The 22,447-nt window shown below is 37.9% G+C and carries 18 protein-coding genes; 10 read left to right on the plus strand and 8 right to left on the minus strand.

What is annotated here, in order from left to right; translation table 11 throughout:
- Nucleotides 1-181 precede the first annotated feature (181 nt).
- The 3 genes from dapA to abaF are packed head-to-tail and all read left to right on the plus strand — an operon-like array spanning nucleotide 182 to nucleotide 3,887.
- Nucleotides 182-1,048, plus strand: a complete 867-nt coding sequence (gene dapA / locus H0173_RS07355) for a 4-hydroxy-tetrahydrodipicolinate synthase (protein WP_221845713.1) — start codon at nucleotides 182-184, stop codon at nucleotides 1,046-1,048.
- 16 nt (nucleotides 1,049-1,064) lie between these two features.
- On the plus strand, nucleotides 1,065-2,549 hold the full coding sequence (locus tag H0173_RS07360) for an aldehyde dehydrogenase (protein WP_221845714.1): 1,485 nt from the start codon (nucleotides 1,065-1,067) through the stop codon (nucleotides 2,547-2,549).
- Nucleotides 2,550-2,579: 30 nt separating this feature from the next.
- Entirely contained in the window at nucleotides 2,580-3,887 is a 1,308-nt protein-coding gene (gene abaF / locus H0173_RS07365) for a fosfomycin efflux MFS transporter AbaF (protein WP_221845715.1), read from the plus strand.
- 298 nt (nucleotides 3,888-4,185) lie between these two features.
- Here the strand turns inward: abaF and H0173_RS07370 are convergent, their stop codons facing one another.
- The 4 genes from H0173_RS07370 to H0173_RS07385 are packed head-to-tail and all read right to left on the minus strand — an operon-like array spanning nucleotide 4,186 to nucleotide 8,161.
- Nucleotides 4,186-5,304 (minus strand): M20 metallopeptidase family protein, encoded by a 1,119-nt coding sequence (locus H0173_RS07370; protein WP_221845716.1) that lies wholly within the window; start codon nucleotides 5,302-5,304, stop codon nucleotides 4,186-4,188.
- A 1-nt stretch (nucleotide 5,305) separates the two neighbouring features.
- Nucleotides 5,306-6,784, minus strand: coding sequence for a sodium:solute symporter family protein (locus H0173_RS07375; protein ID WP_221845717.1), 1,479 nt, complete (start codon nucleotides 6,782-6,784; stop codon nucleotides 5,306-5,308).
- On the minus strand, nucleotides 6,781-6,978 hold the full coding sequence (locus H0173_RS07380; protein ID WP_221845718.1) for a DUF3311 domain-containing protein: 198 nt from the start codon (nucleotides 6,976-6,978) through the stop codon (nucleotides 6,781-6,783). Before H0173_RS07380 ends, H0173_RS07375 begins: the two co-directional genes overlap by 4 nt.
- Before the next feature lies 1 nt (nucleotide 6,979).
- Nucleotides 6,980-8,161 (minus strand): aminotransferase A, encoded by a 1,182-nt coding sequence (locus tag H0173_RS07385; protein WP_221845719.1) that lies wholly within the window; start codon nucleotides 8,159-8,161, stop codon nucleotides 6,980-6,982.
- Between the two features lie 299 nt (nucleotides 8,162-8,460).
- On the opposite strand from H0173_RS07385, the gene H0173_RS07390 reads away from it, so the two are divergent.
- Nucleotides 8,461-9,891 (plus strand): sigma-54 interaction domain-containing protein, encoded by a 1,431-nt coding sequence (locus tag H0173_RS07390; RefSeq protein WP_221845720.1) that lies wholly within the window; start codon nucleotides 8,461-8,463, stop codon nucleotides 9,889-9,891.
- 107 nt (nucleotides 9,892-9,998) lie between these two features.
- Here H0173_RS07390 and H0173_RS07395 read toward each other — a convergent pair whose 3' ends face one another.
- The 3 genes from H0173_RS07395 to gad all read right to left on the minus strand — a co-directional run bounded on the left by H0173_RS07395 (nucleotide 9,999) and on the right by gad (nucleotide 13,480).
- Complete coding sequence (locus H0173_RS07395) at nucleotides 9,999-10,679, minus strand: ABC transporter ATP-binding protein (protein ID WP_221845721.1); 681 nt, start codon at nucleotides 10,677-10,679, stop codon at nucleotides 9,999-10,001.
- 1 nt (nucleotide 10,680) lies between these two features.
- On the minus strand, nucleotides 10,681-11,715 hold the full coding sequence (locus tag H0173_RS07400; protein WP_221845722.1) for an ABC transporter permease: 1,035 nt from the start codon (nucleotides 11,713-11,715) through the stop codon (nucleotides 10,681-10,683).
- 178 nt (nucleotides 11,716-11,893) lie between these two features.
- A complete protein-coding gene (gene gad, locus H0173_RS07405; protein WP_260631083.1) occupies nucleotides 11,894-13,480 on the minus strand; it encodes a glutamate decarboxylase in 1,587 nt (528 codons plus the stop codon).
- Nucleotides 13,481-13,661: 181 nt separating this feature from the next.
- Between gad and H0173_RS07410 the strand changes: the two genes are divergently transcribed.
- Entirely contained in the window at nucleotides 13,662-14,663 is a 1,002-nt protein-coding gene (locus H0173_RS07410) for an LLM class flavin-dependent oxidoreductase (RefSeq protein WP_221845723.1), read from the plus strand.
- A gap of 137 nt (nucleotides 14,664-14,800) precedes the next feature.
- Here the strand turns inward: H0173_RS07410 and H0173_RS07415 are convergent, their stop codons facing one another.
- The gene (locus H0173_RS07415) at nucleotides 14,801-15,988 is read right to left on the minus strand and encodes an amidohydrolase (RefSeq protein WP_221845724.1); all 1,188 of its coding nucleotides are present in this window, start codon (nucleotides 15,986-15,988) and stop codon (nucleotides 14,801-14,803) included.
- A gap of 201 nt (nucleotides 15,989-16,189) precedes the next feature.
- On the opposite strand from H0173_RS07415, the gene H0173_RS07420 reads away from it, so the two are divergent.
- The 5 genes from H0173_RS07420 (at nucleotide 16,190) to H0173_RS07440 (ending at nucleotide 22,395) form a co-directional block, all read left to right on the plus strand.
- Nucleotides 16,190-17,290, plus strand: coding sequence for an MBL fold metallo-hydrolase (locus tag H0173_RS07420; RefSeq protein WP_221845853.1), 1,101 nt, complete (start codon nucleotides 16,190-16,192; stop codon nucleotides 17,288-17,290).
- A 518-nt stretch (nucleotides 17,291-17,808) separates the two neighbouring features.
- Entirely contained in the window at nucleotides 17,809-19,386 is a 1,578-nt protein-coding gene (locus tag H0173_RS07425) for an ATP-binding protein (protein WP_260631084.1), read from the plus strand.
- Nucleotides 19,379-20,047, plus strand: a complete 669-nt coding sequence (locus H0173_RS07430; protein WP_221845725.1) for a response regulator — start codon at nucleotides 19,379-19,381, stop codon at nucleotides 20,045-20,047. Before H0173_RS07425 ends, H0173_RS07430 begins: the two co-directional genes overlap by 8 nt.
- Nucleotides 20,048-20,206: 159 nt before the next feature.
- Nucleotides 20,207-21,235: a DctP family TRAP transporter solute-binding subunit gene (locus tag H0173_RS07435; protein ID WP_260631085.1), complete on the plus strand. Its 1,029-nt coding sequence runs from the start codon at nucleotides 20,207-20,209 to the stop codon at nucleotides 21,233-21,235.
- Nucleotides 21,236-21,372: 137 nt separating this feature from the next.
- Entirely contained in the window at nucleotides 21,373-22,395 is a 1,023-nt protein-coding gene (locus H0173_RS07440; RefSeq protein ID WP_221845726.1) for a TRAP transporter substrate-binding protein, read from the plus strand.
- Nucleotides 22,396-22,447: the final 52 nt, after the last annotated feature.

The following is a 22,447-nucleotide window of genomic DNA, read 5'->3' on the forward strand; positions in this document are numbered from 1 at the left end:
CTTAAATAAAATATAATATTTAATCAAAAAAGAGAAGTTTTTTAATAAATATTCAAAAAATTACATTTACAACGAAAATTCAGTGTGTTATTATCAAAAATAATTGAAGTACTACTTCAATATTAAATTTTATATTAAATGATTTATTACTAAAAAAATTTATTATTTGAGGAGAATGACGATGAATTTTCATGGTATTTTGGTTCCATTGGTGACCCCTTTTAAAAGCGATAAAAGCTTGGATGCAGAAACCTTAAAACAATTGACTGAATCCTTTATCAATAAAGGTGTTACTGGTTTAGTAGTGTGTGGCACGACTGGTGAATATTACACCTTAAATGAAGAAGAACGTGAAATCGTTTTAAAAACGGTAGCAGAAATCGCCAAAGGCCGCGTAACTCTGATTGCTGGTATCAATGATTTATCAACTGAAGGGGCAGTTAATCATGCTAAACAAGCTAAAGATTTGGGCTATGAAGGTCTAATGTTAGCACCTACGCCTTATAGCCTGCCTGATCAAGCTGGTGTGATTGCTCATTATGAAGCGGTGGCAGCGGCGACCGATTTACCAATTATCATGTACAACTTTCCTGCTCGTATCGGCATTGAAATTGAATATGATACCGTGGTGCAATTGGCTAAGAATCCGAATATTGTCGCTATTAAAGAAAGCAGTGGCGACTTTAGCCGCGCTTTACGTTTGCTTCAAACCCCATTTGATAATTTTGAAGTGATTTGTGGTTGCGATGATCAGCCTGTGGACTTTTTCTTCTGGGGAGCGAAAAGCTGGATTGCGGGCGCAGGTAATGTGTTCCCTGAAGAGCAAGTCGCCATGTTTAATGCTGCGCAAGCTGGTGACTGGGACAAGGCTCGACAAATTATGAGCAATATCTACCCAGCTATTTACTCTATGGAGTCCGGCAATTACAACCAAAAGGCGAAACTAGGCTGTCTGAAAGGTGAAATCAACGTCGGTACGGTACGCCTGCCTTTATCTGATTTATCAGAAGAAGACAAAGCAGAATTCTTGGCTTTCTTTAAAAAATAATTAGGAGGAGAGGTAAATGACCGTTACAAAAGAGCAAGTCTTTGCCCGCGCCAAAGAAGGCAAACTATGGGCAGGCAACTTAATTGCTGGCTTTACGAGTGAAGCTGGCAAAATAGAAAACCGTACCCCTATCGACAATAGTCTAATTGGCTATATTGCCGATGGCGATGCACGGGATGTTGATGCTGCTGTTAAGGTAGCAAGAGACACATTTGAAGCAGGGATTTGGAGTCAATTATCCCCAAGTGAGCGGAAAAAAGTGATGGTTCGTTGGGCGCAATTGCTAGAAGAACATAGCGAAGAATTGGCCGCCTTGGATTGCGTTGATGCAGGTAAACCTATTACAGAATGTTTGAATACCGATATGCCAGCAACGATCGATACATTTTATTGGTATGCCGAAGCTATTGATAAGCTCTTTGGCAAAGTCGCTCCTACAGGTAGGGATGCTTTGGGATTGATTATCACTGAACCGATTGGCGTGGTTGGTGCGGTGCTGCCTTGGAACTTCCCGGCGCAAATGTTTGCCTGGAAAGTGGCACCTGCTTTAGCTGCAGGGAATTCTGTGATTGTAAAGCCTGCTGAATTAACTTCACTTAGCGCTTTCCGAATGATTGAACTTGCTTATGAAGCGGGTGTGCCTAAAGGCGTTATAAGTTTGGTGTGTGGTTTGGGCGAGAAAGTAGGCGAACCATTAGGGCGGCATATGGATGTGGACATTGTCTCATTCACGGGCTCAACTGAAGTTGGCAGGTACTTCTTAAAGTACTCAGCAGAAAGCAACCTCAAGGAAATTGTGTTAGAGTGCGGTGGTAAAAGCCCACAAGTGGTGTTTGAAGATGCTGATTTGGAGGCTGCGGTTCCACATATTCTATCTGCTGCTTTCTGGAATATGAGTGAAAACTGCAGCTGCGGTTCACGTTTAATCGTGCACGAATCCGTCAAAGACGAATTAGTAGAAAAATTAAAAGCTGGCTTAACAAGCTGGAAGGTGGGGAACCCGATGGATGAGTCAGTCGCTATTGGCCCCATGGTCGAAGAAGCACATTTTAATAAAGTGAAATCGTTCTTGGACATTACGCTTCAAGAAGGGGGACGCTTAGTTGCTGGTGGGAAAATTCACAGTGAATTGGGTAGCGGCTGGTACATAGAGCCAACTATTTTTGATCATGTAACCGCTAACATGACCTTGTTCCAGCATGAAGTATTCGGCCCTATTTTAGCCGTTAGCACTTTCGAAACGGAGGAAGAAGCTATCGCGCTTGCCAACAACACCTCTTATGGTTTGGCTGCTTCTTTTTATAGCCAAAATGTACATCGTACGGTCCGTGTGGCACGTGCCATAAAAGCTGGGACAATTTCTGTGAATGGCTTTAGTGAGGGCGATATCACCACTCCATTTGGTGGCTTTAAACAATCTGGCTTCGGCGGCAAAGACAACGGCTTAGAAGCATTTGAACAATATGTGCAAACAAAAGTGATTTGGTACGTTAATTCATAATAATCTGAATGGTACTTTGGGGGAGTAAATATGGTGAAAACAGATAATAAGCTTCTAAAAAAAGTAGTTGCTGCTTCGATGGTTGGGTCTGTAGCTGAATGGTATGAGTTTTTCTTATATGGTACCGCTTCTGCTCTCGTCTTTGGGGAATTATTTTTTCAACAAACGGGGAGTGCAATTGACGGCATACTGGCTGCATTTGCTCTTTATGCAGTAGGCTTTTTAGCTAGACCGATCGGAGGACTTGTTTTTGGTCATTATGGAGATAAAATTGGGCGTAAAAATTTATTACAGCTTAGTTTGATTATTGTTGGTATTACGACCTTTTTAATGGGCTGTATTCCTACATTCCATAGTATTGGCTATTGGGCTCCAATCTTACTCGTTACATTACGTTTAATTCAAGGATTTGCTTTTGGGGGAGAATGGGGAGGTGCTGTTATATTAGTATCTGAGCACAGCCCTGATGATCGACGCGGTTATTGGGCAAGCTGGCCACAGGCAGGCGTGCCACTAGGGAATTTAGTAGCAACCATCATCCTGTTACTTTTATCTAAAAACTTAAGCCCTGAGCAATTTATGGATTGGGGCTGGCGCGTAGCATTTTGGTTCTCGGCAGTAGTCGTCCTAATTGGTCTTTGGATTCGTAAAAGTGTAGACGATGCCCCTATTTTCAAAGAGGCACAAGAAAAACAAGCACAATTAGAAAAGCAGCAGCTAGGAATTTTAGAAGTATTGAAACACCATAAAAAAGCGATTATTGCAGGTATTGGAGCTCGTTTTGCAGAGAACATATTATATTATATGGTAGTCACTTTCTCCATTAGTTATTTAAAACTTGTTGTGGATAAAGACACATCCCAAATTTTATTATTAATGTTTGGTGCCCATGCTATTCACTTTTTCTTTATTCCATTAATGGGACACTTAAGTGATATTTTGGGACGTAAGCCAATCTATATTACGGGAGCCGTCTTAACTGCATTTTGGGGATTCATTGGGTTCCCTATGATGAATACAGGAAATGACTGGTTAATTATGTCTGCCATAACGATTGGATTATTCATACAATCGATGACGTATTCACCATACTCAGCATTGATGACAGAGTTATTTCCAACTCACATCAGATATACAGCACTGTCGCTATGTTATCAAGTTGCGCCAATTTTTGCAGGCTCGTTAGCTCCATTAATTTCATTAAGTCTTTTAAATAAATTTAATAGCTCCATCCCAATTTCAATTTATTTAGTTGTATCAAGTATCATTTCGATTTCATGTATCATGTTAGTAAAAGAAACAAAAGGAAAATCACTTACTTTTAAGAAAGCAGGGTAATTGTTTTCGTCAGTCTTACACATTTTTGGAAAGAAACATCAGATAGAATTAACCGTAGAAAAAGGGCACAAGGAAAGATCCCTGACACATATTGATATGCTCCCCATAAGGTAGATAGATTAAAAAACAATCTGTTTCATCTTAAGGGGAGCTTTCTTTATTAATTTACGATCAATGCATCCGAGAGGTACTGGCAGGCAATAAACAAGCCTATGCACATATTATTAAAGCCTTAACTCTGGATAAGGTACCAGCCCCCACACTACGGTTTTGCATTAACCCCTTGGAGAACAAGCCTCTATTTCAATTCAGCCAATCCCTTAAATAGCTCAACTCCCGATTCAATTAGTTCATCAGGAAAGTCGTATGCATACGTATGAACATGTGGATGATCTTCACCGTTTCCAATCATACAATAGGCACCTTTTGTTAACTTGGTAAAGTGTCCAAAGTCTTCAGAACCACGGAATGCTTCCTTCATTTCGATTAAATCCATTCCCTTAGATTTTGCAACGAAACGAATGTTGTCTGCGCTTTCTTTATGATTGAACGTTTCGGGGAATTCATCGTTATAATCAAAGCTTACTTTTAACCCGAATTCTTCTGCTTGTGCTTTAGCGAAATTTTCAAGGTTATCTTGAAGTCTATCTAACTCTTCCTCATAATAAGCCCTTATTGTCATGCGAAGATCGCCTTTTGATGCAGCAATACCGAATGCTTTTTCGCCAACATCGATTTGTACAACTGTGCAAAGGATCAGACCTTTATTGTTTTCTGGAGAAGTGAATTCTGGAATCATCCTAAGAATATTTCCGATTGCGTAAGATGGATTGATTCCCGTTTCTGGCTGACTGGCATGGGCTGGAGCGCCTCCTAGATGAATGGTCATTCCTTTCGATGCACAAAACATCGTACCATCCATAATCCCAACAGACTTGTAAGGGAAACCACTCATATTATGATAGGCGTAAATTTCATCAATCTGGTGTTCCTTAATGAAATCAACACATTGAATTGCACCATCTCCTGTTTCTTCTGCAGGTTGAAAGAGGAAGAAGATGTTTTTATCCGCACCCTCTTGATCAATTTCAAGTGCAAATCCAGCTAGTGTTGCAGAGTGGCCATCATGACCACATTTATGTGCTTTTCCAGGAAATTTAGAAGCCCATGGAAGATCAATCACTTCGTCCATCGGAAGGGCATCAAAGTCCGCTCGGAAAGCAATATTTGGCTTATCTGTTCCTGCATGATAAATCGCATAGAACCAATTTCCTTTATCTACAACTTCGAGGGCTGTATTCGCTTTCAAAAACTCCATTAAATGTTGCTTTGTCCAAACTTCTTCATTAGATAGTTCAGGATGTTGATGTAGTTCGTGACGCAGTTTTTTGGCTAATTCATAATTTTGTATTTTCATATTAGGCAACTCCTCTTTCTAAACTTTTACTTCCCACTGTTGATTTCTGAGTTACAAGACTGACGGCAATTGTTACGATTGCATTGATGATTAACATATATAAACCATTATTAATATCTAAAATATAGGAAGGTAAATGTGGGAATAATTTTGCTACCGTTGTGCCTGTTGCTGCTGAGAATAGTGCTAATGATAAACCAACGACAATCCCACTGATTGCACCTTGTTTCGTAACAAAGTTTTTCTTCGATAAGCTAAAGATTAAAGATGGGAAAAGCTGTATGATAAAGTTATAGCTTAGTAATTGCAGCAGCACGAGTGCACCACTTGAATGTAATGATAAATATAAGCTAATAATCGCAGCAACGATTGCAAAAGATCGTGCAATATTCATTTGCTTACGAGCTGATGTGTTTGGTTTCAAGGGCATATAAATATTAGACATGATCATTGAACCAATTGTAATAAGCATGACTGAACACGGAACTAAAGATGCGAGTAAACCCGCTGCTCCAATTAATCCAACAAACCACGGATCGAAAGTTTTAAATACTAACTGAATTAATGCCATATCACTTTCCGCACCTACTAGATTCGGAATCGTTAAGATCGCCGCTAATCCGACAAAACATGAAAATAACTGCATTAATGAATATAAGGGCATTAATATTGAATTTTTACGAATAGCTTTGTCACTTTTTGCTGCATATGCTGATAAAAATGTATGTGGCCAAATATACACTCCTAAAGACATTAATATGATGCTAGAGATAAACCATACTAGACTTAGACCTGCCTTTGGAAAGAATAATACTTGAGGCTTCACTTCAGAAATTCCTTTAATCATTGATCCAATGCCATCATGATAATGGAAAGGGAAGTACAGACCTAGAAATAAAAGCACGCCAAATGTAAGAATATCCTTAATCAAAGCTACACGAGATGATCCATGAAGCCCTGAAATTAATGTATAGATGACAACAACAATGCTTCCTATCCAAATGGCAGTTGAAGAAGATATTGCTCCATATGATGCGACAGACACAATCAGACCTAACCCTTTTAGTGCCATAACAATCATTGGCATAATGGCCACGACACCTACAATGGTAATAAGCTTCCCTAGAATCGGACTAGAATATTTCTTCTCAAAAAAATCACCTTGTGAGATTAGCTTATGCTCTTTACTGTAACGTCTGATTTTTGGTAATAGAAAGTAGCCAAGAACGCAGCCAATTGAAATATATGTCATGATATATAGTGTTGCAATTCCACTATTATAGGCTAGTCCCACTAATCCAGTTAATGAAAATGCGGTAAAAAACTCTCCAGCTAATAAGAAGAAGGTAACGATAGCCCCCATGCCTCGTCCACCTAATGCCCATTCTTCCATATTGCTATTTTTCCCTCTTCCTGCCTTGATCGCCCAATACATACAGACGATCACAAAAGCAATCATAATTGTGATAGAAATCTTCATTCTGCACCCTCCTCATCATGTTTGTCGAACTTATACATAACCAAAACCGTTAAGGAACTTAATACAACACACAAAACAATCCAAAACATGGAGAAAGGTAACCCTAATACAAAGGGTTCAATTCGATTCGTTAAAGGTACGCCAATAAGAAAACCGACGATGGGAATAAATGCTAGATAATATAATGGTTTCAAGTTAATCAACCTCCACAGGTACTTTTTTTAATAAAGGCTGTACAAACTGCTGCATACGTTTCATTGCCTCTTCAAGCTTCTCCATTGAACATGCATACGAAATACGGATGTACCCTTCGCCATATTCAGAAAAACCATGGCCTGGAATGAGGGCAACTTTCGCTTCCTCTACAAGCTGAAGGATAAATTCATTCGAGCTTAGGCCAGTCTTTTCAATGGAAACAAATAAATAAAACGCTCCTTCTGGTTTGATTGCTTCTAAGCCCATGTCCGTAATGCACTGATAAATATAGTTGCGTCGTTTTTCATATTGCTGACGCATTTCTTCAACTTCCGGTAAATCGTGATTTAATGCCTCGATAGCAGCGTATTGACTGACGGAGCTTGCACATACACAGTTAAATGCATGGACTTTAAACATTTCTTCTGTAATAAAAGCAGGAGCTAAAGTGAAGCCAATTCTCCAGCCTGTCATCGCATGGGACTTTGATAAACCATTGATGACGATACATTGCTCTTTCATTTCTGGGTATGACGCGATTGAAATATGCTTCAATCCATAGGTTAGTTCACTGTATATTTCATCTGAAATAACGAAGATCTCTTTACCTCTTAAAAGGTCTGCGATTTCTTCTAATTCATGAGCTTCTAACATGGCGCCTGTAGGGTTTGATGGATAGGGTAAAACAACGCATTTCGTTTTTTCTGTTAAGTTTTCATCAATTAATTTAGCCGTGATCTTACAATTATTTTGACGAGTATCCACAAACACTGGTGTTGCGTAGCACATCCGAATAAGTGGCTCATAACCAGGATAAATAGGTGCAGGTAAAATGACTTCATCACCTGGCTCTAAAATCGTACGGAATGCAATATCCAGCGCTTCACTTGCGCCCATTGTAATGAGAATTTCATCTTCAGGACGATAATTAAGTTGGTAACGTCTTCTGACAAAATCAGCAGCAGCTTGTCTAAGCTCAAGCACACCTGAGTTATGTGTATAACCAGTTTTGCATGCATCAATGGCACGTTTTCCTGCTTCTAAAATGGAATCCGGTGTAACAAAATCCGGTTGTCCAATGGTCAAGTTAATAATCGACGGATCATTAGCCACTTTGTTACCGATTTCACGGATGGCAGAAATCTTGATGTTTTTTATAGTTTTACTAAGTAAATGTTTCATGATATCCTCCTCAAGCATGCTATAAATTTGAGTACACTTTTTACATAAGCAAGAATCATGCCAATTGTTAAAATATTGATAAATCAGTATTTATGAAACTGCTTACATTGAAAATATAATTCTATTTCGATTTGTTGATTCGAATTAGAATCGAAAGATGTAAAAATTCAGAGAATTATGATGGATAGTATGCTATAGTTTTTTACAAAGGGGTTAATAATGAGTCGTTTTCGAATCATTAGACTAAACGCTGAAATATTTCGAGAGATGTAAACTATTTGCGAATGGGGAGAAACGCTTTGACAGCGAAGGATTTACCACAATTTGATGAGCAATTATTTTTGAAAATTTTAAATGCATTGAATGACCCTATTTGGATTATCGATAATAAAGGAAATGTATTGTGGGTGAATCAACCAACCTATGATTATTTTTCATCGATCCAAATTCATGAATTGGTTGGCCAAAACGTTTTTGAAATGGAAAAACGAGGAGTATTTTCACCATCGATCGCAAGGCTTGTCATTGAACAAAAACAGGCTGTAAGCACCACTCAGATCACTCAAAATAATCTTCACATGATTATTTCTGGTGACTATATTCCAGACGAGAATGGAAATATTCAATATATCGTTACGCATGTAAGACAATTATCTCAAGCGATCAATCAATCGAGTGAATTAGAAAAAATAGAATCGATTTTACAACAATATAAGCAGCAAATTCGCCAGCTACTTTTACAAAAAAATCAGCAAGATGACGATTTCTATGTCGGAAAAAGTAAAGCAGCTCAGTATATTTCTGTATGGTCTGAAAAGATTGCAGATATCGATGCATCAATTCTATTAACGGGAGAAACAGGAGTTGGGAAAACAGCCTTTGCCTTTCGAATTCATCAGCTGAGTAATCGTAATAATAAACCATTTATTCATTTAGACTGCGGTGCCATTCCAGAATCTCTTATTGAATCTGAGTTATTTGGATACAAAAAAGGGGCATTTACAGGGGCCGATGCGAATGGAAAAATCGGATTAATTGCAGCGGCCGATCAGGGGACATTGTTTTTAGATGAAATCGGAGAATTCCCTCTCCATCTACAATCAAAGCTTCTGCAATTTTTACAAAACAAGACATATCGGATGATTGGGGATAACCAAGTACAACAAGCAGATGTGCGCATTATTGCAGCTACCAATGTGGATTTAATGGAAAGAGTAAAAGAAGGAACATTTCGTAAGGACTTATTTTACCGTTTAAATGTTCTTCCACTGAAAATTCCACCATTACGCGAAAGAAAAGAAGATATTATTCCGCTAATAAATTATTATTTACATAGATTTAACCTAAAGTATAGCCGTCAACATACATTATCCAAAAACTTAATGGATGCCCTATACAATTACCGTTGGGAAGGCAATATTCGTGAACTTGAAAATTTAATGGAACGGTTAGTCATTACATCGGCTGGACCAAAAATTGATATGGATGATTTACCAAGCGACTTCCCGCTTCAGCGCTCTCAACAAATGCTCCTTCAGAACGTAGAAGAAGTGAGCCTGCCAATCTATTTAGAACAGATTGAGAGAAGCATATTAATTAATACTTATAATGAGACGAATAGTACGTGGAAAACAGCTAAAAAACTTGGCGTCTCTCAATCCTATATCATTCGTAGGTTAAAAAAGTTTAATTTGAGAATAAGTGATGCGAAGGAATTGGTTGAGGGTTAGTTTTAGAAAAGCTCAGGACGGGGATATTCAATAATAAGCAGTAATTATAAACCCTCGATTAGCATTTCCAACGCTAACCGAGGGTGTTTTTTCTCTAATTACATTCATTAATGCAAAACAACTTGTCCATCGCTCATTTTAATAATCCGATCCGCATATGAAAGCATTTCTTCATCATGAGTAACGAGTAAAGTTGAGATGTTCAGCGATTTGGTTAATTCACGAATTAAAGCCATGACATCTTTAGACCTTTTCGAATCCAAACTAGCCGTTGGTTCATCGGCAAAGAGAACTTTCGGTTTATGGATAATGGCACGTGCAATAGCAATTCTCTGCTTTTCGCCACCAGACAAAGAAGATGGATAAGCATTTTTCCGATGGCTCATTTCTACTAACGATAGAATCTTGTCTATTTCTTTTTTCTGTTCATGTTTCTTCATTTTTGAACCTGCTACATCAAGCATCAGCAGGAGCTGCTCTTCTACTGTAAGAAAAGGGACGAGATGGGCAAATTGAAAAACAAATCCGAATTTGTTTGCCCGTATTTTTCGAACTTGCTCAGCATTCATAGAAGTCATGTTTGTCCCTTCGAACAGCACTTGTCCATCTGATGCTGGCTGAAGTCCAGCTGCAATTGTGAGAAGTGTACTTTTCCCCGAACCCGAAGCTCCAACTAATGCTGTAACCTCGCCTTCTCTAAGGGAAAGATTGACTCCTTTTAGAATTTCTTCTGTCACTTCACCATTTGTAAAGCTTTTTCTAACGTCCTCTATTGTAAATACGGTCATATTAAACCTCTCCTTGTTGAATGGCTTGCAATGGTTCTACTTTTTTAATCTGGATACCTGAAAGAGTAGCTCCAATAAATCCGATGATAAGGAAAACGATCGATAATTGTACCGTTGTTTCAGGTGTTAAATGAAAGGGCATCCCCTCAGGTGCAATCATATTAAAAACTTGACTCAGTCCAATAGATAGACTAAGAGCAATGGCAGTAATAAACAGCATTTGAGTCCACATCATTTTAAACAAAGCACTTGTTTTGACACCGATCGCTTTTAAAATTCCGTATAAACCAATTTTTTGAACGTTCATCATGTAGAAGAAGATAGCAAACAACATTCCGCTAATGACGACTAAAAACCAAACAATCATATTCAAAGACATCTGTTCTGCTTTATAACTTGCAATGGTATTTAGAAATTGCGTGTTAGAAAATGCTTGTAATCCATCTACTGCTTTTGCTGAATCCTTTCCAGGGATGAAAAGCATTTGCATTTCATCTGTCCGATACATTTCCTTGAAGTCATCCATATGAATATAAGCAACAGGAGCATGACTGAATTTCTTTTGCTCGACAAAACCTTTTACAATAAATTCACCGCTGTATTGATTATTTGTCAGGACATCGCCGACCTTAATTCCCTTATCTTTCATCGAGTCATCGAGGACGATTTCTCCTTTTTTCACATTTTGAAACAACGAAGAATCCGTCGATGTAACAAACACAACACTTTGCTGTTTATCAGCCGCATCATTCACAAAACCCATTCCAATAGAAAAAGAAACAGCCTCTTTTTCTTTCGTTAAAACTTCATCTTGTATGTCATTAGGGATTCTTGAAAGAGTAAACGTTTTGTCGGAATCCTTTGTCATATAAAATTGCCCCTCAGGCAAATCCTTAATGAGTGCCGCATTATCTTGTGATAATCCATTCGCCAGACCAGATATAATAAACGTTAAAAAACTAACGAGAAAAACGATAGAACCTAAAATGAGAAATCTAACTTTACTTTTTTTAATTTCTTTCCAAGCCATATTCATCTCTTATTCCTCCGATCTCTTTTTGACATCTTTAGTTTATGCTTGGAATGTGAACGGAGAATGAACAGGAAATTACATATGGTTTCTATGAAAAGGATTATTGCAAGGTGCGGGACTTCACGAAAGAATGTACAGGGGCAGTACAACATACTAAAATGGAAGCCCCTTATTTTAATGGTCAATGGCGAATGCTGATATCACATTCTGAATCATGTGGTATTGGGAAATCTAAGGAATCAAGGAAGGTAACGGCCTGTTTAAGGTTGATCAAGAACAATTGAGCCATATTCAAGGAAAATCCATTACGGATGACAACACGCATAATTGTAATATTTTCCATGTCCGGTGGTAAAGAATATGCTGGGACTTGCCAGCCAAATCGCTTCAGCTGCTGTGATAAGTTATATAGGTTCCAGATGGAAGTGTATCCTTCTTTCAGCCGAAACGTTAATACAGGAATATCCGATCCATTTGTAAATATGTCAAAAGGTCCTATTTCCTGAATGGCCTTGCTAAGAAAAAGCGCTACTGATTGAGAAGCACTTTGTACTTGATAGTATCCTGCTTTTCCTAAACGAAGGAAATTATAGTATTGCAAGAGCACTTGTGCGCTCGGACGTGAGAAAGTTAAAGATAGTGTACGTATGTTTCCGCCTAAGTAGGACACATGAAATATAAGATCTTCTGGAAGATCCTGAGCTTCACGCCAAATAATCCAGCCAATTCCCGGGTATACTAATCCGTATTTATGCCCTGAAACATTGATGGATTTCACCCTAGGCAATTTAAAATCCCAGACTAAGTCTGGTTGCAGAAATGGGGCTATAAATCCTCCAGAAGCAGCGTCAACATGTATCGGTATATCAAATCCCGTTAAAGCTTGAAACTCATCTAGGGCTTTTGCAATTTTATCAACAGGCTCATAGAGGCCAGTATAAGTTACTCCTAAGGTAGCTACCACACCAATTGTGTTTTCATCTATGGCAGCAACCACAGCCTCAGGATCCATAGACGGGTGTTCTGGTGTAATGTTCACATATCGCGGTTCAACATCCCAATAGTTCGCGAATTTTTTCCAAACGATCTGTACAGCTGAACTAAATACGATATTAGGCTGGTCAATTGGCTTTCCTTTCTTTTTACGCGCATTTTGCCAACGACGTTTTAATGCAAGTCCTCCAAGCATGCATGCCTCTGACGATCCCGTTGTCGATATGCCCATCGTTTCATGCGGTTGGGGAGAATGCCAGAGATTCGCTAATATTCGTACACATCTTTCCTCTATAGCTGCCGTATGCTGGTACTCACACTTGTCAATTAAATTCTTGTTGAATGATTCCGCATACAATTGATCTGCAGAACGCTCCATCCAGGTGGTTACGAAGGTGGCAAGATTGAGTTTAGGATGTCCATCAAGAGTCAGTTCATCGTGGATCATTTGATAGGCTGTTTCAGGCAGCATGCCCTGATCAGGTAAATGAAAATTAGGGACAGTTTCTGTATGGCGGTCAGACAGGGGACTTATGTTAGATTCGTGAGAGAGCCGTCGCGCTCTGTTTCTTCTTGCTAGCTTATGAGGAAAAGGGGAATACAGCTGTTCCCATTGTGATCTCGGTCCCAGTGCATTTACGGGAGTTGAATGTGTATGGTTTGTCCACTGATATTCTGTAAATAAATTAGGAGATTGGGTGTGTGTCATATGCTTTATTGGTGAATTAGAAGCGTGCGGGCTTAAGTAGGGTTGAAAAAACGTATAATAACTCATCAAGGACCTCCTTTTTCAACAATTTAGTAATAACTATGAGAAACAACCTAAATCTAGAAGGTTAATTTAAAAGGGACAAAAGCTGATTTTTCAGGTATTCCGAGTAAGCATTTAAGTTTGTTTTCTATATGTAAATTGTTAGTATGGTATTGAAATCTTTCTATAGAAAGGATCAATCAGAATGGCAAATATACAAATACCTGTTTCTGTATTAAATCTTGCTCCCATTCGCGAAGGTCAAGTGGCGAGGGACGCCATTGATTCAATGGTTGATTTGGCGCAGGCAACTGAAAAAATGGGTTATACACGTTATTGGATTGCTGAGCATCATAATACGCCAACACTTGTTAGTTCAGCCACCTCAATTTTAATAAAACATACATTAGAACATACAGACCATATACGTGTAGGATCTGGCGGGATCATGCTGCCGAACCATTCTCCTTTAGTTGTGGCTGAACAATTTGGAACGATGGCGGCTATTTATCCTGGTAGACTAGATTTGGGACTTGGCAGGGCACCAGGGACAGATATGATGACTGCAAGTGCACTAAGAAGATCCAAAAATGATTCAGTCTACACTTTCCCTGAGGACGTTCAAGCGTTGCTTACGTATATGGGGCCAGAGGAGCACCAAGGCTATGTGAGAGCCTATCCAGGTGTGAATACCAATATCCCGATTTATATCCTTGGTTCATCCACCGATTCTGCATATTTAGCGGCAAAATTAGGATTGCCATATGTGTTTGCGTCACATTTTGCTCCTCAATTTATGGAAGAGGCCATTTCTATTTATCGAAATCGATTCCAGCCATCACAATACCTTGATTCCCCATATATGATGGTTTGCTTAAATGTGATTGCAGCTGAAAGTGATGAAGAGGCGCAATTTGAATCAACGACGATGCAGCAATTTTTCCTAAATGTTGTCCGGGGAACACGAAATCCGCTAAGGCCACCAGTTGAAAGCATGGATCACGTTTGGAGTACTGAAGAAAAACATGCATCCGGCACAATGTCCAGAGTTACTTTAATAGGAAATCAAGCTTCTATTCGAAATCAATTAACAAGTTTTCAGGAGAAATATAATGTAGATGAAATTATGGCTGTGTCTTATATTTTTGATCCTGACAAACAAAAGCGTTCTTATGAAATCTTAAAAGAAGTTGTGGATGGGAAATGAATTTGCAGTTCTGATCATTCAAACAAACTGGAATAGGCTTTAAGATAATGGCATTAAATGAACAAAAGGCAGCTCCAATAGGACTGCCTTTTTTATATAGTTTATTTGGTTTGGGGGCCTCTATTTATCAATAAACGTTAATCAATATCGTAATATCCACAAACTACTGTACCAACTGCTTTGGCTGCTACTAAAAGTGCATCTTCATCAATATCAAATTTAGGGTGATGGTTGAAGTATGGCTTTTCAACCCCTTTTGGTGTACAACAAATGTAGAAAAAACATGCTGGGAATTTTTTTGCATAGTGTGCAAAGTCCTCAGAAGGAGGCATTGGCTCGAATTCCTGCACATCCACAATATCTTTATCGTTTGCATTTTTTAAGTAAGAAGCAACCATTTTAGTCACTTCAGGATCATTGTAAAGTGGCGGATAGTCCGGTGTATATGTTAATTCACAAGTAACATTGAATTCTTCTTCGATTCCTTTTGCAATGCGGCGAATTTCTCGTTGTATCGTTTCCCGTGTTTCTTCTGTCATTGCACGAACATCGCCTTCAATTTCCACGCTATCTTTAATGACATTAAAGGTTCCTTTACCATCAAATGAACCAATTGTTACTACACCCATATCAAATGGATTTAATCGCCGGCTGACAATTGTCTGAATCGCTGCAACAAAATGTGCACCTGCGACAATTGAGTCATTTGCCAAGTGTGGTGAAGAGCCATGTCCGCCTATACCTTGGACTTTTACTTTAAAGTAAGCACGGCCTGGGAATACATAACCACTGTTATATCCTACTAAACCAGATGGACCAAGAGGTAATAAGTGAATACCAAAAATATTATCTAAATCATCTAATAAACCAGATTGGATCATGCCGATTGCTCCACCTGGCGGAACTTCTTCTGCAGGCTGGTGAATGATTTTGATCGTACCAGGAATTTCATCTTTCAATTGAATGAGGCAATCAGCAAGAACTAACAGGTAAGCTGTATGTCCATCATGTCCACATGCATGCATAACACCAGGATTTTTAGATTTAAACGGTACATCCGTTTCTTCTTCTATCGGAAGCGCATCAAAATCTGCCCTCAGTCCAATTGTTTTTCCTGGTTTCCCACCTTTTATTGTGACAATAATTCCATGGCCACCGCCGACTTTTGTATGAATATGAACATCTTTTCCTTTATAAAAATCCTCAATATATTTGCTAGTTTTTTCTTCTTTGAAAGAAAGCTCAGGATTCTCATGAAGGTGACGGCGTATTTGAATGATTTCTTCTTTACGTTCTTCAAGCATTTGCATTAATTTATTTTTCATTGCCCATTCTCCCATTCAAAACTAAATAGATTATTCAATTATTCCACAAAGTAGTGTTGTCTAATCGTTGCAGGTTGGAATCAAGGGGCTAGAAAATTGAACGAATCGAGAGCAAGACTTGTTATATAAAGTTATACAAAAGATGATAAAATAAATAAGCTGTTATTTATAGGAAGTAAGGGAGGTCTTGTGAAACTGGTTATGTTATATTTAATCATTTTTATAATAATTATCGTTTTACTCATTTTACTAATAATTAATCTACATCCTGCATTTGGCGGAAAGTTAACCAAAGAGCAAAAGCGAGACTTTAAGAAATATGACCAATTTGTCGATGGGAAATTCATAAATCAAGAGATAACAAGAGCTAACATCCGTTTATCGGAGTTTCCCTCAATGATGAAGGATTTCATTCGAGGAGGCAATGACCGTACTCCTAATGAAGCACTTTCTGTGGCTGCAATTGATTGGAATAAAATTATGAGCGAAGAAGATAGTGTAACCTGGTTTGGACATTCCGCTTTCTTGGTCAGTCTTGATAATAAAAAAATCTTTGTTGACCCCATGTTAAGTTTAAGAGCTTCACCTGTTTCATTTGTTGGCAGTAAACGCTATACAGGAAGCATGCTTGATGTGATTATCGATTTGCCTGATATCGATGCTGTTTTTATTACTCATGATCACTATGATCATTTAGATTATTCATCTATTACTATGCTGAAAAACAAGACTGCTCATTTTTTTGTTCCACTAGGAGTAAGCAATCATCTAATACGGTGGGGGATTCCAAAAGAAAAGATAACGGAGCTGAATTGGTGGGATGAAACGGACTTTGAAGGTTTAAAGGTGGTCTTCACTCCATCAAGGCATTTCTCAGGTAGAGGAATCTTTAACCGGAATACAACGTTATGGGGCGGCTGGGTCATATTAGGGAAAAAGACACGGTTTTATACGAGCGGTGATGGAGGATATGGCCAGCATTTTAAAACAATTGTTGATAAATACGGGCCATTTGATATGGCGTTAATTGAGGGTGGTCAATATGATAGGCGCTGGCCAATGATTCATATGACACCGGAAAAAGCGATTCAGGCAAATGAAGATATTAAGGGCAAGTCAATGATGCTTATACATTGGGGAGCCTACACTCTTGCCAATCATGGCTGGACGGAACCAATTGAACGGGCAATATGTGCAGCCACAAAAGCCGATAACAACCTAATCGTTCCTCAAATCGGCGAAACTGTATCATTAGAAGAAGGAGAATTTGCAACTGCAATTCTTCCTTGGTGGCATAGATAGCTCTACACTAATGATTCAGTAAAAAAGCTACCTTTTTCAATATGCAAAAGTACCCTATAGGTAGACTTATTTAAGTCTACTCAATAGGGTATTTTTTTATATACTATTTAGCGGATATATTCCGGAACTAGCGGATATATTGAAGAACTGGCGGATATATTGTGGAACTGGCGGATATATTGTGGAACTGGCGGATATATTGTGGAACTGGCGGATATATTCCGGAACTAGCGGATATATTCCGGAACTAGCGGATATATTCCGGAATTGGCGGATATATTGTGGAATTTGCGGATATATATCGGAACTGGCCGATATTTTCCAATAAAAAGGCATAGGTAAATGTTTACTATCTCCTATCAATACTCAATGCTAAAGGACTCAAATATATTTGCAGATATTTAGAGTAAATATACTGTATTTTCAAAAAAAGGTATTATTACATTTTTTAAGATGTTAAAATTTTTATTATATGGATATTGTCTGGATGAAAGTATTTTTTGTTGTGGGGTATTCGAATGACTAGAATTTCTTTGCGCATGAAGATGTTTATTTTTTCATTTATTTTAGTAGTTTTTTCGGTGATGACAAGCGGGTTGATTATGATCCTTAATATATCCAATTCATTTGAAAAAGAGCTTGGAGCACGTGCGATCGCCATAGCAAGAACTGTCGCTCAGCTGCCAGACATTAAATCATATGTTGGGAAAGAAAGTGGAGAACAGACCATCCAGCCTATTGCTGAGAGAGTACGGTTGGCTACAAATGTTGATTATATTGTTGTTTTTGATATGAATCGGATTCGCTACTCTCATCCATCGGAAAGTAAGTTAGGTACACTTTTTGAAGGCGGGGATGAATTAGCATCATTATCTGAGCACGAATATATTTCAAAGGCGCAAGGCGTTTTGGGATATGCTATTCGTGCATTTGTCCCAATCATGAATGAAGAAGGGGTAAAGCAAGTTGGTGTCGTGACGGTTGGGATTTTGTCTCCTACAATTCAAACCTTGATTACGGAATATCGGGTTAACATGCTGATCTCTTTGTTTTGGGGCTTATTGATTGGTCTTATTGGTTCCCTTATTATTGCGAACCATCTTAAAAAGCAGACACTGAATCTAGAACCCTATGAAATTGCCCGCTTAGTAGAAGAACGTTCAAGTATGATCCAGTCTATGGATATTGGAGTCTTAGCAACGGATGAAAAAGATAATATTACTTTTATGAACCGCTTAGCAAAACAATATACGAATTTTTATGGGGAATCTATTAAAATTGGTGATCTCTTTCCTGAAACATGGATAGGGAAGGAATTTTCTTTAAGCAAGGAAGTCATTTCCCGTCCTTTGCTTTGCCGAGATGTGATGTACTTAGTGAAAATTTATCCTATTAATGTAAAAAATCGGCGGGTTGGTTCGTTAATTATGATGACGGATCGAAAAGAAGCACATATGCTGGCAGAGGAATTAACCGGAATTAAAGCACTTGTGGATGCATTACGCTCCCAAAATCATGAATATATGAATAAATTACATAGTATAGCTGGGTTAATCCAATTAGAGAGAACAGAGGAAGCTTTAAATATGATTGTCGATGAAATATCAGATGAACAAACAGTTATTCAGTTTTTAAAGGATTATATATCTGACTATTCTGTTCTTGGTCTTCTCCTTGGGAAACGATCGCGAGCCAAGGAATTAGGAATTTCACTCGTCATCGATAAGGAATCTTTTTTACTAGAAGGAATGAATGGGATTTCAAGTGGGGATCTCGTTACTATTATCGGAAATTTACTAGATAATGCGATGGAGGCCTGTTTAAAACAGGAGGAACGTAATGTCTCTCTATTATTACAGGGGAATGCAACGTTTTTGTATATAGAGGTTCGAGATAATGGGGCTGGCTTGCCGGATAATGTGGAGAGAATTTTTGAATACGGTTACAGTACGAAGCAAAAGGAAGGCAGAGGAATTGGATTAGCATTAGTGAAACAAATTATCGATTCAAACAAAGGAGAGATTTCAGCTGAACAGCTGTCACATGGTGGTACAGTCTTTAGAGTAAAAGTAGGAGGGAGAAATCATAATGAATAAAATTTCTGTGTTTATCGTTGAGGATGAGCCGATCGTATTAGAAGTAAATAAAGGCTTTTTAGAGAAAATGGACGGCTTCTCCCTTATTGGACAGGCTACAACTGGAAAGGATGCCCTGGAACAAATAAAAGAACTAAAACCAAAGCTGATATTGCTGGATATGTTTTTGCCAGATATTTCGGGTTTAGATATATTGGTCGATCTTAGATCAGAACGGATTCCTTCTGACATTATCATGATTACAGCAGCTCGTGATGCTGGTACTATTCAAGAAGTCATGCGTTTGGGTGCGGTTGATTATCTAGTAAAACCTTTTCGTTTTGAGCGATTTCAAAAATCACTTCAGGAATACAGGAAGATGTTGAAAAAAATAGAATCACTCCAAACGTTAGTTCAGGCTGATATTGATGAGTGGCTGGGAAATTTAGAGGATGAGGATGATTTACCAAAAGGATTCAATGACATTACAATGAAACAAATTTTACTTGGCTTAGGTTCAACAGAAGAGCCAATAACAGCCGAACAATTAGGACAAACCCTGGGGATGGCTAGAGTAACAGTAAGAAAATACTTGGATTTTCTAGCGGGAAAAGATAAGGTTCATATTGAATTGCAGTATGGAAATGTGGGGCGACCAACGAAGTATTATTCATTAATATAAGACTAAAAAGAAGTTGTTCACAAAAGGTGTAACAACTTTTCTTTTTTATTTTTTTGATACCATAAAAACCAAAAAAATCATTAAATACAAAATATCTAAAAATTACAAATATGAAATACAATAAAAATGTTCTACTTTTAGAAGGTTTGGAGGAATAAATTGTACATCAGGTCAAGTTTAAAGGTCACTATAGTTATCTTGATTATCATTTTATTTGGTTGTCAGTCTGTTCCATATCCGAAAGATTATGAGCAGTTAGGTGCAGATGAACGAATTGTTATTCGATTTTCACATGTAGTAGGTGAAGATACGCCAAAAGGTTTGGCTGCTCGTAAATTTGCCCAGCTCGTTAATGAACGAAGCAATGGCTATGTTGAAGTACAAGTATTTCCTAATGGGTTTCTTTATAAAGATGGCGAAGAAATGGAAGCGCTTTTACAAGGGGATGTGCAAATGATTGCGCCTGCGACATCAAAGGTGACATCACTAATTCCTGAATGGTCAGTCATTGATCTGCCTTTCGCTTTCAAAAGTTATGAGGAGGTACATGAATATATAGCCAGTCCGGTTGGACAAGAACTTACATCCAAGTTTGATAACCATGGCATACTCATGCTAGGCATCTGGGACAATGGATTTAAGCAGATTAGCAATCGTAACAAGCCTATTTATAAACCAGAAGATCTAAAAAATTTAAGAATTCGAATCATGCCAAGCGACATTATTTACAATCAATTTTTTAGCTTAGGAGCGGTACCGCAGAAAATTGATTTCAATACAACCTTTACACACTTAGAAAGAAACGATATTGATGGTCAGGAAAATACACTCTCAAATATTACAAGTAAAAATCTTCATTTTCTTCAAAACTATTTAACAGTAAGCAATCATGGCTATCTAGGTTATGTATTGTTAATGAATAAAGAGTTTTGGGATCAGCTCCCAAATAATATCCAAGTCCTAATAAATGACACTCTCAAGGAAGTAAGTGTATGGGAAGCGGAGCTGGCACAAAAGACAAATGAAGAAAAACTGAAAGAACTAATAGAGTGTAATTGCATTAATATCTATCAACTAACAGATGAAGAAAAAAAAGCTTGGGAACAAGACTTTAAGCCAGTATATGAATATTTCCAGGAAAAATACGGGGATAAGTATATAAAGGCATTGCCTAAATATAAAGAATAATAGTTCCTGTAATAAAGTGATGAAAATTAGAGTTAATGGGCAATTTCAAGAGAAACAAATTCTATGTTTAACTCTAGTATTTTATTAACTTTTTACAATATAAACATTTTCATTAAAAAAAATAAGGGGGAAAAAGAATGAAAAAGTTTACTTTAATTAGCATTATTAGTCTTTTCATGATACTTGCCACAGCATGTTCTGGAGGTACTGAGAAGAAAACAATTGCATCCAAAGATAACCCTATCATTATCAAATTTTCGCATGTTACATCTATTGATAGTGTTAAAGGAAAAGCGGCTGAGCGCTTTGCTGAGTTAGTAAAAGAAAAAACGGATGGGAAGGCAAAAGTAGAAGTTTATCCATCTTCGCAATTATACGGAGATAATGATGAGTTGGATGCTCTTGTTTCTGGAAATGTCCATATGATTGCTCCTTCTGTAACGAAAATGGTTAAATTAGATCCACGCTGGCAGTATGTAGACATGCCTTATTTATTTAAAGACCAAGAGCATGTTCATAAGTTTTTCAATAGTGATATCGCAAAGACTCTATTAAATAGTGATAAATTAGCAGCTAATGACATTATGGGCGTCGCTTTCTGGGAAAATGGATTTAAGCATTTCACGAATAATAAGCATCCATTGAAAGCACCTGAGGACTTTAAAGGAATTAAATTCCGTGCTCAAGCTGGAAAAGTGTTAGAAGCTCAGTTTAAAGCTCTTGGTGCAGGAAGTGCAACTATTGCGTTTGGTGAAACATATGCAGCTTTACAGCAAGGTACTGTAGATGGGCAAGAAAATACTTATAACAATATCGACACTCAGAAATATCAAGAAGTACAAAAATATATGTCAATAAGTGAACATGGAAGGTTGGATTATGCAGTATTTGTTAATAAGTCATTCTGGGATAGTATGCCAGAGGATATTCGTACAAAAGTAGAAGAAGCAATGAAGGAAGCCACAGAGCTTGAATGGAAACTTGCTGGAGATGAAAATGCAAAAAGCTTAGAAAATATTAAAAACTCTGGAAAAGTGGAAGTTATTAATTTGACTTCGGAAGAAAAAGAAGGTTTAGCAAAAGCTTTACAGCCAGTTTACGATGAGTTCGAAGAAGTCATTACTCCTGAATTAATTAATGGCATTCGTGATCTTAAATAAGGACATAAGAGTGTCGGTCATGTTATTTGATCGGCACTTATTCTTTTATTCA

This window comes from Bacillus sp. S/N-304-OC-R1 (genome assembly GCF_019749375.1).
Lineage (GTDB): Bacteria > Bacillota > Bacilli > Bacillales > Cytobacillaceae > Cytobacillus.

Excerpts from the sequence above, each read along its gene's own strand:
- abaF (WP_221845715.1), top strand. The coding sequence starts at position 2,580 with ATGGTGAAAACAGATAATAAGCTTCTAAAAAAAGTAGTTGCTGCTTCG.
- H0173_RS07400 (WP_221845722.1), bottom strand. The coding sequence starts at position 11,715 with ATGAATATGGCTTGGAAAGAAATTAAAAAAAGTAAAGTTAGATTTCTC.
- H0173_RS07425 (WP_260631084.1), top strand. The coding sequence starts at position 17,809 with ATGACTAGAATTTCTTTGCGCATGAAGATGTTTATTTTTTCATTTATT.
- H0173_RS07395 (WP_221845721.1), bottom strand. The coding sequence starts at position 10,679 with ATGACCGTATTTACAATAGAGGACGTTAGAAAAAGCTTTACAAATGGT.
- H0173_RS07410 (WP_221845723.1), top strand. The coding sequence starts at position 13,662 with ATGGCAAATATACAAATACCTGTTTCTGTATTAAATCTTGCTCCCATT.
- H0173_RS07375 (WP_221845717.1), bottom strand. The coding sequence starts at position 6,784 with ATGAAGATTTCTATCACAATTATGATTGCTTTTGTGATCGTCTGTATG.
- H0173_RS07440 (WP_221845726.1), top strand. The coding sequence starts at position 21,373 with ATGAAAAAGTTTACTTTAATTAGCATTATTAGTCTTTTCATGATACTT.
- dapA (WP_221845713.1), top strand. The coding sequence starts at position 182 with ATGAATTTTCATGGTATTTTGGTTCCATTGGTGACCCCTTTTAAAAGC.
- H0173_RS07430 (WP_221845725.1), top strand. The coding sequence starts at position 19,379 with ATGAATAAAATTTCTGTGTTTATCGTTGAGGATGAGCCGATCGTATTA.
- H0173_RS07360 (WP_221845714.1), top strand. The coding sequence starts at position 1,065 with ATGACCGTTACAAAAGAGCAAGTCTTTGCCCGCGCCAAAGAAGGCAAA.
- H0173_RS07420 (WP_221845853.1), top strand. The coding sequence starts at position 16,190 with ATGTTATATTTAATCATTTTTATAATAATTATCGTTTTACTCATTTTA.
- H0173_RS07370 (WP_221845716.1), bottom strand. The coding sequence starts at position 5,304 with ATGAAAATACAAAATTATGAATTAGCCAAAAAACTGCGTCACGAACTA.
- gad (WP_260631083.1), bottom strand. The coding sequence starts at position 13,480 with ATGAGTTATTATACGTTTTTTCAACCCTACTTAAGCCCGCACGCTTCT.
- H0173_RS07415 (WP_221845724.1), bottom strand. The coding sequence starts at position 15,988 with ATGAAAAATAAATTAATGCAAATGCTTGAAGAACGTAAAGAAGAAATC.
- H0173_RS07385 (WP_221845719.1), bottom strand. The coding sequence starts at position 8,161 with ATGAAACATTTACTTAGTAAAACTATAAAAAACATCAAGATTTCTGCC.